Annotated in this window: 10 protein-coding genes; 5 read left to right on the top strand and 5 right to left on the bottom strand. The window is 36.8% G+C overall.

Annotation, left to right across the window (positions count from 1 at the left end):
* Positions 1-72: 72 nt before the first annotated feature.
* Genes mnmG through AACP56_RS06770 form a run of 3 tightly spaced genes read right to left on the bottom strand, consistent with a single transcriptional unit; the run spans position 73 to position 5,838 of the window.
* Positions 73-1,941, bottom strand: a complete 1,869-nt coding sequence (gene mnmG, locus AACP56_RS06780; RefSeq protein WP_339336114.1) for a tRNA uridine-5-carboxymethylaminomethyl(34) synthesis enzyme MnmG — start codon at positions 1,939-1,941, stop codon at positions 73-75.
* Positions 1,942-1,946: 5 nt separating this feature from the next.
* Positions 1,947-2,369, bottom strand: coding sequence for an rRNA maturation RNase YbeY (gene ybeY, locus AACP56_RS06775; RefSeq protein WP_339336116.1), 423 nt, complete (start codon positions 2,367-2,369; stop codon positions 1,947-1,949).
* Positions 2,359-5,838 carry a hypothetical protein gene (locus AACP56_RS06770; protein WP_339336118.1) on the bottom strand — a complete coding sequence of 1,160 codons (3,480 nt, stop codon included), beginning with the start codon at positions 5,836-5,838 and terminating at the stop codon, positions 2,359-2,361. The genes ybeY and AACP56_RS06770 overlap by 11 nt, the downstream gene beginning before the upstream one ends.
* Positions 5,839-5,912: 74 nt before the next feature.
* Here AACP56_RS06770 and AACP56_RS06765 point away from each other — a divergent pair, with 74 nt between their 5' ends.
* Together AACP56_RS06765 and gltX are read left to right on the top strand one after the other, a co-directional pair.
* Entirely contained in the window at positions 5,913-6,959 is a 1,047-nt protein-coding gene (locus AACP56_RS06765; protein ID WP_339336121.1) for an alkane 1-monooxygenase, read from the top strand.
* A 59-nt stretch (positions 6,960-7,018) separates the two neighbouring features.
* The gene (gene gltX, locus AACP56_RS06760) at positions 7,019-8,527 is read left to right on the top strand and encodes a glutamate--tRNA ligase (RefSeq protein ID WP_339336123.1); all 1,509 of its coding nucleotides are present in this window, start codon (positions 7,019-7,021) and stop codon (positions 8,525-8,527) included.
* Between the two features lie 82 nt (positions 8,528-8,609).
* Here the strand turns inward: gltX and AACP56_RS06755 are convergent, their stop codons facing one another.
* Positions 8,610-9,023 carry a hypothetical protein gene (locus AACP56_RS06755; protein ID WP_339336125.1) on the bottom strand — a complete coding sequence of 138 codons (414 nt, stop codon included), beginning with the start codon at positions 9,021-9,023 and terminating at the stop codon, positions 8,610-8,612.
* Between the two features lie 186 nt (positions 9,024-9,209).
* On the opposite strand from AACP56_RS06755, the gene AACP56_RS06750 reads away from it, so the two are divergent.
* Both AACP56_RS06750 and AACP56_RS06745 read left to right on the top strand, forming a co-directional pair.
* Entirely contained in the window at positions 9,210-10,142 is a 933-nt protein-coding gene (locus tag AACP56_RS06750) for an SPFH domain-containing protein (protein ID WP_339336127.1), read from the top strand.
* Positions 10,117-11,268, top strand: a complete 1,152-nt coding sequence (locus AACP56_RS06745; RefSeq protein WP_339336129.1) for an FG-GAP repeat domain-containing protein — start codon at positions 10,117-10,119, stop codon at positions 11,266-11,268. The genes AACP56_RS06750 and AACP56_RS06745 overlap by 26 nt, the downstream gene beginning before the upstream one ends.
* A 168-nt stretch (positions 11,269-11,436) precedes the next feature.
* Here the strand turns inward: AACP56_RS06745 and AACP56_RS06740 are convergent, their stop codons facing one another.
* Positions 11,437-13,122 carry a glutamine--tRNA ligase/YqeY domain fusion protein gene (locus AACP56_RS06740; RefSeq protein ID WP_339336131.1) on the bottom strand — a complete coding sequence of 562 codons (1,686 nt, stop codon included), beginning with the start codon at positions 13,120-13,122 and terminating at the stop codon, positions 11,437-11,439.
* Positions 13,123-13,367: 245 nt separating this feature from the next.
* Between AACP56_RS06740 and AACP56_RS06735 the strand changes: the two genes are divergently transcribed.
* The gene (locus tag AACP56_RS06735) at positions 13,368-15,626 is read left to right on the top strand and encodes a T9SS type B sorting domain-containing protein (RefSeq protein WP_339336133.1); all 2,259 of its coding nucleotides are present in this window, start codon (positions 13,368-13,370) and stop codon (positions 15,624-15,626) included.

Raw genomic sequence — 15,626 nt, 5'->3', positions numbered from 1 at the left:
TTGATTTAGCTGGAATAACTATTTTCAAAAACCAAGCCAAAGAACATGTTCCACGTGGAACATTAGAGTTATTTATCTTCCAAGAAACACTAAAAGAACACTAACATCCGATGGTGAAACGCCACTGATTCTAGAAGCTTGTGAAATGGTAACTGGTCTAATGGCTTCCAATTTTTCAATTGCTTCATAAGACAATGATTTCAATTTTCTATAGTCAAAATCTTCAGGGATTTTTATGTTTTCCAGACGCAATAACTTATCTGCGTTATTCTTTTCTTTGGCAATATATCCTGAATATTTAACCTGAACTTCTGCCTGTTCTAAAACCTCTGTATCCAGATTATGTTCATTAACAAATTCAGAAACAGCATCCAAGCGAAGCATGTGGTCCATAGTAACTTTTGGTCTAGAAAACACCTTGAACATTTTATCAGACTGTTTTACTGGAGCTGATGAAACTTCTTCCAGAATAGGATTTATCTCTTCTGGATTGTAACTGGTATTTTTAAAAAAGTCAACAAATTTATCTGAGTTTTGTTGCTTCTCTTCCATTCTTCTAAGGCGCTCTTCATTAGCCAAACCTAATTCATAACCTTTAGGCGTTAATCTTAAGTCCGCATTATCTTGGCGAAGCAATGTTCTATATTCTGCCCTAGAGGTAAACATACGATACGGCTCCTCAGTTCCCTTGGTGATTAAATCATCAATTAAAACACCTATGTAAGCCTCGTCTCTTTTGAGAATGAAAGACTCTTTTCCATTAATTTTTAAATGTGCATTTATCCCGGCCATCAAACCTTGCGAAGCTGCTTCTTCATATCCCGTAGTTCCATTAATCTGACCAGCAAAATATAAGTTGTTTACCAACTTGGTTTCAAGCGTATGTTTTAATTGTGTGGGAGGAAAATAATCATACTCGATAGCGTATCCTGGTCTAAAGAATTTTACATTCTCAAAACCAACAACGGATTTTAAAGCTTTGTATTGAACATCTTCTGGCAAGGATGTAGAAAATCCATTTACATATACTTCAACCGTATTCCAGCCTTCTGGTTCCACAAATATTTGATGTGAACTTTTATCCGCAAAACGATTAATCTTATCCTCTATAGAAGGACAATATCTTGGTCCAATACTTTTAATTCTTCCATTAAACATTGGAGATCTATCAAAACCTTCTCGCAACAAATCATGAACCAGCTGACTCGTATGCGTCATATGACAATCACGTTGTTCTGTTAACTTTGGAGTGTTTAAATAGGAGAACTTTTCCGGATTAGCATCTCCTGGCTGTAGAATCATTTTAGAATAATCCAAAGAACGACCGTCTACTCTTGGCGGTGTTCCTGTTTTCATTCTACCACTTTCAAAACCAAAATCTACTAACTGTTCAGTAATTCCAGTTGCAGCCTTTTCCCCGGCTCTTCCACCTCCAAATTGCTTCTCTCCAATATGTATTAAGCCGTTTAGGAAAGTGCCGTTAGTTAGCACAACAGCTTTAGCCCTAACATCTATTCCCAAAGACGTTCGCACACCTACAACTTTGTCACCCTCGACCAATAACCCTGAAACCATTTCCTGATAGAAATCAGCATTAGGTGTTCTTTCCAATTCAAGTCGCCATTCTTCAGCAAAACGCATTCTATCATTCTGCGCTCTTGGACTCCACATTGCAGGCCCTTTAGACTTATTGAGCATTTTAAATTGGATAGCAGACTTATCTGTTACGACTCCACTGTATCCTCCCAACGCATCAATTTCCCGAACTATCTGTCCTTTTGCAATTCCGCCCATAGCAGGATTGCAAGACATTTGTCCAATCGTTTGGAGGTTCATGGTAATCAAAAGTGTTTTTGACCCCATATTTGCCGCTGCAGCAGTCGCTTCCGCGCCTGCATGACCTCCTCCTACTACTATTACATCGTATTCTTTATCAAACATAATTTCTATTGTTCCACGTGGAACAATCGCATCATTTCATTCTCTTTACTTCTCATCAATTGCTTATCACTCTCTGTCTTATCATTGAAACCTAATAAATGTAAAACGCCATGACTCATTACTCTCAAAAGCTCTTCCTTAAAATCAACCTTAAATATCTTTGCATTATCTTTAACTCTTTCAATCGATATGAAAATATCCCCTGAAATGGTGTTTTCATCAGAATAGTTAAAAGTTATAATATCAGTTAAGGTATCGTGGTTTAAATATTGAAGATTGATATCCAATAGATAAGCATCATCACAAAAAATATAGCTTAGATTTCCGAGATATGAATCTTGACTTTGAATCAGCTTATTAATCCAATCGGTATATTTTGATTCATTAACTAGTTTAAAATCAATCTCGTAGTTGAATTCAATCTTCATCCTTAAAATAAGTCTTTACCTTATTCTTGTAATTTTGGCGCAAAGGTAAGGCTTGTCTATTTAAAATCTCAATAGTGTTGCTTTTGTTCTTTAGTAAGGATGGTTTTGTTATTATAGGATTCTGAAACTGGTTTATATTTGTTTTGCTTTCGCGCTCTTTTCGTTCGCCTTGTTTTAGAGCAGCATTTTCTAATTTTAATAATTGATGCTGGATGGTATTCATTTTATTTATGGTGCGCTGTGTAATCCCATTCTCTAACAAATCATTCTCAAAATTTTCCATTTGTCTAACCAGTTTCTTGGCTAAATCTTGTTTGTCTTTCTGTATAATATTTGCCAATTGTTGTTCTAACTTTTGGCGAATTGTTTGCTGTTCTTTGTAAATCTCGTAAATCTCTTTGAGTTCTTCCTCAGATGGTCCATTTCCGTTACCCCCATCACTGCCACCTTGACCAATTCCATTTTGGCCATCTCCTTGTTTCCCATTTTTACCATTACCATTTTTTCCTGAACTGCCATTCTCACCACCATCTCCATCTTTTCCAGAACTTCCTTTCTGCCCAGATTCACCTTCCTTACCCCCTTGTCCTTCTTTTCCATTCTCTCCAGATTGTCCTTGTTGCCCTTCTTTACCCTGTTGACCAGATTGACCACTTTTACCCATCTTCTCCCCTAATTTTTGTTGTCCTTGTATAATGTCGGGCAACTGAAAACCATCACCCTGACCTTGCCCTTGACCTGGTTGCATACTTTGTTGCATATTGTCTAACAATTTTGCAAGGAAATCAGCCAAGGAATTTGAGGCTGTTAATACATATTGTTGATAAGAGGCTCCTTGATACAATTGATTCTCTGCAATACTCTCTAAAGACTTATCAATATTATAATACACTTCTGTAATCTGTTCGTTTATTTCTTCAGACAATTCTGCTCTACGAAGCGAAAGTGCAAACAGACTATCATCAACATGCTCAAAAAGTCCACGGAGCTCTTTTTGCTTACGTACCGTATTAGAAAACTCAGAAATCTCTCCTTGTGATTCTTGAATCCTATCAAAAAGACTTTCTTGCTTAAATGAAAACGTAATAAGATTATCCAAAATCTGTCGTAACATTTCAGCATCCTCTGTTATCGAGGAGCCTCCACCAGAAGATGAGCTTTGCTGTAAACTTTCGCTTATTTCCTTCATCTTTTGAGCTGCAGATTTTTGCTTTTGAGAAGCTTTATTTTTGCTATCCTGCTTCTCTTGACTTTCAGATGATTCATCCATGCCTTGGTGTTTATTAATTTCTTCCAAAGCATCTTCTTGGTCTTTCTTAACATCTTCTTCTTTTTGTTTGCTAATATCTATATCAAGTGGTTTCTTTAATGCTTGATTATCTTTTTTGAGTTCCTGTAATTCCTTAGCCAATTCATTAAACTTTTCATTCAGTTTTTCTTGTTGTTCATTGGAAAACTCCTCTCCGAGCTTAAGTTCAGACAACAACTTTTGTCGCTCAGCCAGCTTTTCCAGTTCTTTGGCTAATTGCGATGCTTTTTCAGTTACATAATAGCGCTTTGTTAATTCTAAAAGCTGTTCCAAATTACGTTCACTGTTACTTTGTTTCTTGCCTAATTCTTCAAGTCGCTTCTTTAAATCTTCTTTATCAATCTTATCAGCAATTTCATTTAATTCCTCTAAAAGCTTTTTATTCTTTTCCGCTTCTAATTCTTGTCGTTCCAAACGCTCTTTGAGCAATTCGTTCATCTTATCATTCTTCTGACTTTTATTCAGATTGTCTTTTAGTTCCTTGCTAAACTTCTGCATCATTGATTCCTGACGCTCTTGCTTTTGTAAAAAATCTTTAATCTGGTTTTGCTCATTAAAATTGAGGCCGCTATTTTCCTTCTGCTTATCGTTGATTTCCTTTAACGCCTCTTTTTGTTCTTTGAAGTTCTCCAAAGACTTGTCTAAATTTTGTAAAATCGACTTTTGGGCTTCTAACTCTTTGTTTTTCAATTGGTTATTGTCTAAAACTGTAGTTCTAAACAATTGGCTTTGAACTGACTTTCCCTTTCTAAGCCCGTCATTATCAAACACTTGAAAATACAATTCATAGTCCTTGCCCTCATCTAAATTTAGGCCTGAAGGGAATGTATAGTAAAACCGTTCTACATTGTTTTTTGCATCAACTAAACTCAGCTTATTAATAGCCTGAGGATTATCTAACGGATAGTAAACCAAGTCAATGCGTTGCAAGCCAATATCATCGGAAGCTAATCCAGCATAATACGAAACATTGGGATTTAAAGAATCTAAAGTTTGTTCCACCTTTACTGTTGGGTAAGCATCTTTAACGACGTCAATACTGTAACCCAAAGTTTCATAATGCTTTACATTTTTATTTGATGTGCTTAACTCATAACTCAAATCTGAATAAATGAATTTTGACAACTCAAAGTTGCTGTCATCATTTGTAAAACTAATAGTGGTGTCCTTTTCTACAAAATCTATTTGCTCCGTATGAATACCGGTAATCTTCCAAGTAACCCTAGTCCCTTCTTGCACTACAGCATTACCTGTTCCCTTTAAGACTTCATTTCGTTTGCCTAAATAGTTTGGATAGTTCAATTGCATTTCAAAACCTTGAATTGCTGGTACTTTCCCTACTGTAATTTGATGTGTTCTAGAATTGAATCCGTTAGCGGTAAAATAAAAACTACTCGATTCCAATGGCGGTTCAAACGTATATTGGAATTGTCCATTAGCTTCTTGCATCAGTAACTCCTTTCCTTCTATAACTATAGCTACGTTTTCAGGTTTTACTTTCCCTTCTGTAATTAAGTTAATGGTTAGTGATTCGTCCTCTAATAAATTCAATTCCTCGTTAAGTAATTGAAAAGAAAATGGTGCTGGCGGTTCATAAGCCACATCATAATTCACCACTCTCTTGTAGGAGCCAAAGAAATCGGCAATGTTCCCTGAAAGCCAAATAAGTCCGACCAATAGTAGCGGAATTAAAATATACTTTGCATACTTTATGTTATCCTTAAAGTCTACAGCTTTTGCAAATGGAATTGGCTGCATCTGTGCTGAACGTTGTTCTATAGCTGCCAACAACAAATCTGATTGTTGTGAATTATCAGCAAGGTCCAAAAGATTAATGAGCTTATCATCTACATCTGGAAAATGCTTGCCAATAAGTAATGAAGCCTCCCTATTGGAAATACCTTTTCTTACTTTAAATAAATAAAACAGCGGGGTTAAAATATAGCGATACAGCAAATAAAGTTCTATCCCAATAAATATTATTAGCAGCACTAAACGAAACGTAGAATTCAACCACAGGAAATATTCAACCGCAGTTATAGTAAGAAAAAATAGTAGCCCCAAGGTCAAAAATAAGATGACACCTTTAATCAAAAGCTTGGTGTAATACTTTTTGGTAAAGGCGTTCAGCTTATCCAGAACATTACTAAAACTGCTCAAATTCTACTATATTTAATACCAAGATACCCGTTGTTTCAAAACAGGGCTGAAAATTTTATGTTAAAATAGACGATATGAAGGATTTAAAGTATCTAGCAGCGTTAACTATACCTATTTCGGCAGTAATCAGCATCTATTTTAAAGGATATTGGGCCTTTTTTACCCCTTTTTATGCTTTTGTCATCATTCCAATATTAGAGATCTTGCTACCACATGACACTTCCAATTTAGAAGGTGAAGAACTGAAAACTAAAGCTAAAAGCAAGCTATTTGACTGGATGCTCTATTTAAACATTCCTATTGTATTTGGGTTTTTGGGCTTTGCTTTATGGGATGTTACCAACAACTCTTATGCTATTTATGAACTTATAGGGGTAGTCTTTTCTGTGGGGATAGTTTTTGGGGTAAATGGAATTAATGTCGCCCATGAACTAGGGCACAGACAACAAACTTTTGAACGATACTTGGGTAAGCTTTTACTTTTGCCCTCATTCTACATGCATTTTTATATTGAGCATAACTTTGGTCACCATGTACATGCTGCTACCAAAGAAGATCCTGCAACTGCGACATTTAACCAATCTGTTTATTCCTTTTGGTTCACCTCAACCATTAGACAATATGTGAACTCTTGGAAAATTCAAAAGAAGCTTTTAAAAACCGAAAACAAAGGGTTCTTCTCCTTAAAAAATGATATGCTTTTCTACACACTCATTCAACTAAGTTATCTTCTTTTGGTGTTTCAGATTTTTGGAAGTATTGGTGTACTTTTTGCCTTGGCCTCAGGAATCATTGGATCCCTTTTGCTTGAAACCGTTAATTATATTGAACATTATGGGCTAAAACGGTTTAAGCTCCCATCTGGCCGTTATGAACGTGTGCGAGAATGCCATTCATGGAACAGCAATCATGTTATTGGCAGAATTGTTTTATATGAATTAACAAGGCATAGCGACCACCATTACAAGTCCTCTAAAAAATATCAAACTTTGGATTATCATGATATTTCTCCTCAAATGCCCTTTGGGTATCCAACCTCTATGGTTTTGTCTTTTATACCGCCGCTTTGGTTTGGTATTATGAACAAGCGTATACCTAAAGAAATGAGGCTAACCACATAAGTCTAAATACTTGATTCACCTTAAAAGAGTTCATTACCTTTGTGGCTCAATTTTAAAAAATGAGTCAAAAAGTACGGGTTCGTTTTGCCCCTAGTCCAACAGGACCGCTTCATATTGGTGGGGTTCGCACCGCCTTGTTCAACTATTTATTTGCCAAAAAACATGGTGGTGATTTTGTATTGCGTATAGAGGACACTGACCAGAATAGATATGTTGAAGGTGCCGAAGCCTATATTGTTGAGGCTTTAAACTGGTGTGGAATTCCTTTTGATGAAGGACCAGGCAAGGAAAAAGGATTTGGTCCTTACAGACAGAGTGAGCGCAAACATTTATACGAGCAATATGCTTTGGAATTAATAGCAAAAGGACACGCCTATTATGCTTTTGATACTTCAGAACGATTAGATTTTCATAGGAAAGACCATGAAGCAAAAGGAAAGACCTTTATCTATAATTGGCACAATCGCTTAAAATTAAACAACTCGCTTTCGCTTTCTAAAGAAGAAACTAAAACAAAGCTGGATGCTGGTGAGCCTTATGTGATACGTTTTAAATCGCCGCAAGATGAAAAACTGCATCTAAAAGACATCATCCGCGAAGATATTGAAATAGACACCAATGTCTTAGATGATAAAATTCTTTTTAAGAGTGATGGCATGCCAACCTATCATTTGGCAAATATTGTAGATGACCATTTAATGGAAATTACCCATGTTATCCGTGGGGAAGAATGGTTGCCTTCTTTGTCATTGCACCAATTATTATACAATGCTTTTGGGTGGGAGGCGCCACAGTTTGCACACTTACCTTTAATAATGAAGCCAACAGGTAAAGGCAAATTGAGCAAGCGTGATGGTGAAAAAGGAGGTTTTCCTGTTTTTCCATTGTCTTGGAACGAATCTCAAGGTTATCGAGAAGCGGGATATTTCCCAGAAGCTGTAGTCAACTTTTTGGCAATGCTGGGCTGGAATCCTGGAACAGAGCAAGAATTGTTTTCTCTTGAAGAACTTGTTGAAACCTTTAGTTTAGAACGTGTTAACAAAGCTGGTGCTCGTTTTGACCCAGAAAAAACCAAATGGTACAATCATCAATGGTTGCAAACAAAAAGTGATACTGAGCTGGCAGATTTGTTTGGTTCAATGCTAGCTGATAAAGAAATTTCTCGCGATGCTCGAAATGACGGTTATGTTGAGAAAGTAGTAGGGTTGATAAAAGAACGGGCAGATTTCCCTTCAGATCTCTGGTATTTAGGAAACTACTTTTTTGAAGCCCCAACAAACTATGCTGAAAAATCTGTAAAAAAACAATGGAAGGAAGATACGCCAGAGCTTATCCAAAAAGTGGCTGAAATCATTGGAGCTACAGAAGATTTTACCCCTCAAAATCTAGAGACCAATATAAAGGCATGGATAACCGAAAGTGAACTTTCTTTTGGAAAAGTTATGGGGCCATTACGCTTGGTTATTGTTGGTGATTTAAAGGGTCCTCATTTGTTTGATATTCTGGCGATGCTAGGAAAAGAGGAATGTTTAAGCAGGATTAATAAAGCTGTTGAAGTTTTGGGTTAACGATCATTTGTATAGCTACCGCTTAAAACATTTTTAGTTTAGATTCTGAATTCACATTTATTGTATATAGAATCTTATATGTTTATTCCATTTTTTTGAATCCATATTCAGTATCCCATAATTGGTTCCTGATTACGTAAGCGAAATCAGACTTAGTTAATCTTATTATTCTTTTGTGTATTATGCCCTTTCTATCTTTGGTAATCAGAGTCATTGTTTTTGGATTTAATTTCCATTCACCATAGTAATCATCCCAACCATTGCTTATTAGGGTGCTACCATCGGGGTAGAAGATTGTCCAATAACCTGAGCTTACGGGCATTGAATAAAGCTTTCTTTGACCTTCATATGCCCGATAAGAGCCGTGCCATTTGCCCGAACAAAGGTTCGCTATTAATTCTTCGGTTTGAGCAGATAGGGTTTGTCCGAATATAAAAAGAATTAAAAAAAGAGTTTTTAATTGAAAGGATTCTTTGTTTATGAATGGTTTTCTCATTTTGATATAATGTTTTACAACAAGTGTATATACCAAACTAAGATAACTAATCTTAATTTGAATATTTAAAGGAAACTCAGTAAGAAGATTCACAATAGTGGTCAATTGTAACAATTCTCCTATAAATACTACTAATCTATTACTCTCTTTTGTATTTTAAACACATAAACTAAAAACACTAATATTATGGGCAGTTATATTTGGATTCCAGTAGCATTTTTCGTCGTTCTTACTATTCTTTCAGGTGTATTTATTGTAAAGCAACAGACGGCTGTAATTATTGAAACCTTTGGTAAGTTTACCAGTGTTAGACAATCTGGTATTCAATTTAAAATCCCATTTGTACAGCGTATTGCGGCTAGAATTGGCTTAAAGATTCAGCAATTAGATGTAATTATAGAAACAAAAACCTTAGACGACGTTTTTGTAAAACTAAAAGTCTCTGTGCAGTATGTGGTTATTAAAAGTAAGGTATATGATGCTTTTTATCAGTTAGAATATCCGCATGATCAAATTACTTCTTACGTTTTTGATGTAGTACGTGCCGAGGTGCCTAAAATGAAATTGGATGATGTCTTTGTAAAGAAAGACGATATTGCGATTGCTGTTAAGGGGGAATTACAAGATGCGATGTTGGAATATGGATATGACATTATTAAAACTTTGGTAACGGATATTGACCCAGATGCTCAGGTAAAAGAAGCGATGAATAGAATTAATGCTTCTGAACGTGAAAAGATTGCTGCTCAGTTTGAGGGTGATGCTGCTCGTATTCTTATCGTAGAAAAAGCAAAGGCCGAAGCGGAAAGTAAAAGATTGCAAGGGCAGGGTATTGCAGACCAACGTCGCGAAATTGCTCGTGGACTGGAAGAGTCTGTGGAGGTTTTAAACAAAGTGGGAATCAATTCTCAAGAAGCATCGGCATTAATAGTTGTTACGCAACATTATGATACACTACAATCTATTGGTGAAGAAACAAACACAAACTTGATTCTTTTACCAAACTCACCACAGGCAGGTAGTGATATGTTGAACAATATGGTGGCTTCCTTTACAGCAAGCAATATGATAGGGGAGCAAATGAAGAAAACCAATGTTCCTAAAAAGAAAGATGCTTAGGTTTAGGATTTTTCTTGTTGTGATAATCTCTACGGTTTTCGCCAATGCTCAAGAAACCCCTTTTTTTAATCCTAGTAGTTATTTTCTAAGTTTTGGTGCTGGAGAAGATAGAACTGCATCCATTGTCGCAGGTGATGTGGACGGCGATGGAGATTTAGATGTAGTTACTGCAGAAGGTCGTCATTGGCCAGCTCCCAATAGTGTGTTTTACAATGTGGGAAATGGTGTTTTTAGAACTTCTCGGGTTCTAGATACGGAATGGTCCTCTTGTTATGCTGCGGAATTGGGAGATTTGGACGGCGATGGAGATTTGGATATAGTGACAGGTAACGATAGGCATCCCAATGTTTGGTACAAAAATAATGGAGAAGGTATTTTTGAGCGAGCTGGGCTTGTTGGGGGTGAAACCACACCAACAAGAAATATTGCGCTAAGCGACATTGATGGAGATGGGGATTTAGATGTGTTATTTACCAACCGTGGTAGTCCCAATGAAATTGTTATTAATGATGGAACTGGAAATTTTATTAAAACCATCCCTTTTGGTTCTGAAGATGATTCTACCATAGATATCGTAGCTGCAGATATGAACCAAGACGGGAAATTGGATTTGGTGCTTGCCAATAGAGATAACCAACAAAACTATGTCTACCTTCAGGGAAACCAACTTGTCTTCAAAGAAAAAATTCCGTTTGGTACAGGAAATGATGAAACGCGTTCTGTTGCGGTTGGCGATTTAAACAATGATGGCTATCCAGATATCATTACCGGAAACTTGGTTGGTGCAAACTATGCGTATTTAGGAAATGGAAAAGATTTCAAAAATCAAATCATTTACGAAACTGAAGACTTGGCTACTGCCAGTGTTAAAGTTGCAGATTTAAATAATGATGGGTTAATAGATATCGTCAATGCAAATGGAGATGAGGTCAACTATGCATATATCAACTTAGGTAAAAATTCATTTGAGAAAATTCCATTAAACAAAGAAATAAAAATGGATACTTATGATATTCATTTGGCCGATATAAACGGTGACAACTATTTGGATGTTTTAGAAGCAAATTCTGGAGATTTGAACATCTATTATCTAAATAGATATGGAAGATTGAAAAAAGACAAATAAGACCATTTTTAAGGCTTTCTCAATCTGGCCAAACCTTAAGGTTCATTTCTAAAAGAAAAGCCCTTCAAATTGATTGAAGGGCTTCGTCTTTGATAGAAAATACCGATTGATATATTTTGTATGATAAGCATTTGTTATACGAAGGTTTTTCCTTCAAAATTAAAACTGTTAGCTCTTTTGCTGAATCTTCGCCCAAGTATCCCTTAAAGTTACCGTTCTGTTAAAAACTAAGTTCTCGGGAGCAGAATCAGTATCCACATTAAAATAACCCAAACGTTGAAATTGAAATCCATCTCCTGGTTTTGCATCTTTTAAGCTTGGTTCTAAAAATCCAGTTATTGTTGTCAATGAATTTGGATTTACAAATTCCATAAAATCTTTGTCCTTATGCCCGTCTGGATTTTCATCATTAAATAAACGATCATAAAGACGTACCTCAGCTTCAATAGCATGTTTTATGGAAACCCAATGCAGTGTTCCTTTCACTTTACGCAAACTTTCTTCAGTCCCGCTACCACTCTTGCTTTTTGGGTCATAGGTACATTGAACCTCTATAATATTTCCATCGGAATCTTTAGTGCAAGACTCTGCTTTGATGATATAACCGCTTTTTAAACGAATCTCACCTCCTAGTTTTAGCCTAAAAAACTTACGGTTCGCTTCTTCTTTAAAATCTTCTTGTTCTATATACAATTCCCTAGAAAAAGGCACTTCTCGTATCCCAGCAGTTTCATCCCCTGGATTGTTTTCAGTTTCCAACAGCTCTTCCTTGTTTTCAGGATAATTTGTAATGACTACTTTTAATGGATTTAGAACTGCCATAACTCGTGGGGCAATTCTATTTAAATGTTCTCGAACGTGAAATTCCAATAAGGAAACATCTACAAGATTTTCCCTTTTTGCTATTCCTACAGTATCAGCAAAATTTCTGATGGATTCTGGTGTATACCCTCTTCTTCGTAGTCCTGAAATTGTTGGCATACGTGGGTCATCCCAGCTAGAAACCACACCCTCTTCAACTAATTTTAGCAATTTTCGCTTGCTAACTATAGTGTGACTAAGGTTTCTTCGAGCGAATTCTCGTTGTTTTGGACGTAATTTATCATTTGATACCAATTGGTCTAAGCACCAATCATAAAGCTCTCTATGTGGTAAAAACTCCAAAGTACATAGGGAATGCGAAACTTGTTCCAAATAATCGCTTTGTCCGTGTGTCCAGTCGTACATAGGATAAATACACCAATCGGTATTTGTTCTGTGGTGTGCTTTATGCAATACTCTGTAGAGAATTGGGTCTCGCATCAACATGTTTGGCGAAGCCATATCAATCTTAGCCCTAAGCACGTGGATACCTTCTTCAAACTCGCCATTCCTCATTCTTTCGAACAGCTCCAAATTCTCTTCTACACTTCTGTCGCGATAAGGTCCGGCAACACCAGGTTCTGTTGGTGTGCCTTTCTGTTTTGCCATTTCTTCTGAAGGCTGACTATCAACATAAGCTTTTCCTTCTTTTATCAACATTACCGCCCAATCATAAAGCTCCTGAAAGTAATCTGATGCATAACATTCTTTATCCCACTTATATCCAAGCCATTCCACATCTCTTTTTATGGCATCTACATATTCTTTTTCTTCTTTTTCTGGATTTGTATCATCAAAACGAAGATTTACAGGGGCATTATAGCTTTCTCCTAGGCCAAAATTTAAGCAAATAGAGCTGGCATGGCCCAAATGTAAATACCCATTTGGCTCAGGTGGAAAACGAAAGCGCAAATCGTCCGGTTTGTAACTATTTGCTAAATCATCTTCAATAATATGCTCAATAAAATTCAGGGCTTTTTCGGCCTTTTCCATCAGAATAAATTTGAAAGCGCAAATGTAGGAAAAATGCGGTGTTTCACACGTTTTTCCGATGTACTCCAACAAAAAAATCGTATTCACAACATATTTAGGGCAATCGACAACAATAAATTTCCTCGTCCCATAGTATGAATCATATTTGTATATAGATTATAGTATAATCGCCTGAGGCAGTGAGATTCAAGGCCTCAAAATCTTAAAAAGCAAGAAAAGCGACCCCAAAGCTAAACCATTGCCTTATGAAAGATGTAAACTTATGTAGAACACTTATGCTGCCACTATTTGTCGCGCTGTTTATCGGCACAGCAAGTTTTGGTCAAGTATTGAACAAACCTGAACCTGCACCAAACTCTAACATTGGTGCCACTACTCCTTGGACCGCTGCTTGTGCATCGGCTGATTTTAACGAATACTTTGTGAATTTTACTTGGAGCCCACCTTTGGTGAATTCTGCAAATGAATTTATTCTAGAGCTATCTGACGCTACAGGAAATTTTGACTCAGCTACTGAATTAGCAAAAGTAACGGATCAAAACACCACATTCGATTTTGACTTTAGCTTTAATTTGGAAACAGATGTGCAGGGTGATGGATACCGCTTTAGAGTTAGAAGTACCAATCCTGCTATGATAAGTCCAGAGTCGGATGCCTTCTCTATGTACTATATCGGTTACAAAGACCCTATTCTTATAAGTAGAGATGGGAATGGAACAATACCTCCAGGAGGAATTATTGAAAATTGTAACAATGGAGATGTAACACTCGCCACACATAACGTTCCCAGTCCAGAAAACTATAATTACAATTGGTACCGTAGTGGGACATTATTGAGCGAAAAAACAAATACCATCACTGTCTCACAGGATGGGATGTACTTTGTAGAAATAGATTATGGTCCCAACTGTTCTGGATCAGCCAATACTTTATCGAATACTATTGAAATACAAACAGCTGCTTCATCAGGTATTGCAATTTCAGCTAGCTCCAGCACTACTTTGTGTGCGGGACAAACCGTTGATTTAGTAGCCAACATCAATGACCCTTCGTGGACCTATACTTGGTTCCAAAATGGAACTGCAGTTACCTCACCTACTTTAGGTGATAGTTTATTTACGGTAGATAGTTCCACTGCTAATTTTGATGGTGACTATACCTTACAAGTTGAGGGTAGTGGTATTTGTACTGAAATTACTAATGCTATTACTATTAACGATGCAGGGAATTTTTCTGTGACCCTAAATAACGATACAAATATTGTATTGCTGCCTAGTCAAACTAGAACTTTAAGTGTTTCCTCCACGGCAGCAACTCCATCTTACCAATGGTACAAGGATGGTAGTCCAATTGCAGGTGCTACAAATACGACATTGGATATCTCTACAGTAGGCATATACTTTGTTAGAGTTACAGAAAATGGTGGGGCTTGTTCAGGAAATACAATTGATTCTGAAAATATTACGGCTGTTTTGCCAGCTAGTTTTGAGTTCGTCATCTCTTTTACCACTTCTTATGTGTCTTGTGAAAGCACAAACGCCGTATTGGCACTTACTCAAATAAATGCTGTTGCCACAGATGGTACAAAAACTGATGTTACTAGTGATTTATCAAGTGATTTCGCATACCAATGGGCAAGGGGCGGTACGGCCGTTGCTGGAGAAACCAACAACAGTATATCATTGGCTTCAGCCACTGAGAATGGTGACTATACTTTACAAGGTAGTTTGGATTCCTTTAATCCTGAATCCAATCAAATGAATGCTACACTGGCAAGTGGTGAAACTGTGACTATAGTTAGTACAGATTTAGCACTTTGCGATGGTATCAATACAGTTACGTTGACCGCTGACATCGACTTGTCTTCAGAAACGTTTAGATGGTCAAGAGATGGGAGTGCCATTTCTACAACAGATCAGGCTTTGACCGTAAGTGAAACTGGAGTTTATGAGCTAGAGGTTCAGCGTACAGGTTGCCCTATACGTTCCAATGAAATAACAATTACTAGATTTGATGAATCCATTGTTTCCGCTGATGCTGAGGAAAATATCATTTTCCAAGAGGGAAGTTCACAAACTGTAACCGCATCTGGAGCTTCTTCCTATGAGTGGTACAACGAAAGTAATACCCTAATTTCTAATACGGATTCCGTAACCTTTAGTGAAGAAGGAACTTATCTTTTAATAGCTTCCATTGGAAATTGTACTGTATCAAGAAATTTCACCGTTTCCTTTAGAGACAATTTTGCCATACCAAATGTGATTACCGCAAACGGAGATGGTATTAATGACTTATGGGTTTTGCCCAACACCTTTTCAAGAGACCCTAATGTTACTGTGGTCATCTATAATGAAAACGGTGAGGAAATATTGAATCAGGCTAACTATCAAAATAATTGGCCAGAATCATCAACTGCTTTTACCAAACAAAATATGATTTTTTACTACCGTATAAAAAATGGTGGTAGAACATTGAACCAAGGAACCATAACAGTTATTCGTTAA

It is taken from the genome of Croceitalea sp. MTPC6, assembly GCF_036985525.1.
Lineage (GTDB): Bacteria > Bacteroidota > Bacteroidia > Flavobacteriales > Flavobacteriaceae > Croceitalea.
Note: the sequence above shows the minus strand (reverse complement) of the source record. Positions and strands in the feature narration are given on the sequence as shown.

Excerpts from the sequence above, each read along its gene's own strand:
- mnmG (WP_339336114.1), bottom strand. The coding sequence starts at position 1,941 with ATGTTTGATAAAGAATACGATGTAATAGTAGTAGGAGGAGGTCATGCA.
- ybeY (WP_339336116.1), bottom strand. The coding sequence starts at position 2,369 with ATGAAGATTGAATTCAACTACGAGATTGATTTTAAACTAGTTAATGAA.
- AACP56_RS06765 (WP_339336121.1), top strand. The coding sequence starts at position 5,913 with ATGAAGGATTTAAAGTATCTAGCAGCGTTAACTATACCTATTTCGGCA.
- gltX (WP_339336123.1), top strand. The coding sequence starts at position 7,019 with ATGAGTCAAAAAGTACGGGTTCGTTTTGCCCCTAGTCCAACAGGACCG.
- AACP56_RS06755 (WP_339336125.1), bottom strand. The coding sequence starts at position 9,023 with ATGAGAAAACCATTCATAAACAAAGAATCCTTTCAATTAAAAACTCTT.
- AACP56_RS06750 (WP_339336127.1), top strand. The coding sequence starts at position 9,210 with ATGGGCAGTTATATTTGGATTCCAGTAGCATTTTTCGTCGTTCTTACT.
- AACP56_RS06745 (WP_339336129.1), top strand. The coding sequence starts at position 10,117 with ATGTTCCTAAAAAGAAAGATGCTTAGGTTTAGGATTTTTCTTGTTGTG.
- AACP56_RS06740 (WP_339336131.1), bottom strand. The coding sequence starts at position 13,122 with ATGGAAAAGGCCGAAAAAGCCCTGAATTTTATTGAGCATATTATTGAA.
- AACP56_RS06735 (WP_339336133.1), top strand. The coding sequence starts at position 13,368 with ATGAAAGATGTAAACTTATGTAGAACACTTATGCTGCCACTATTTGTC.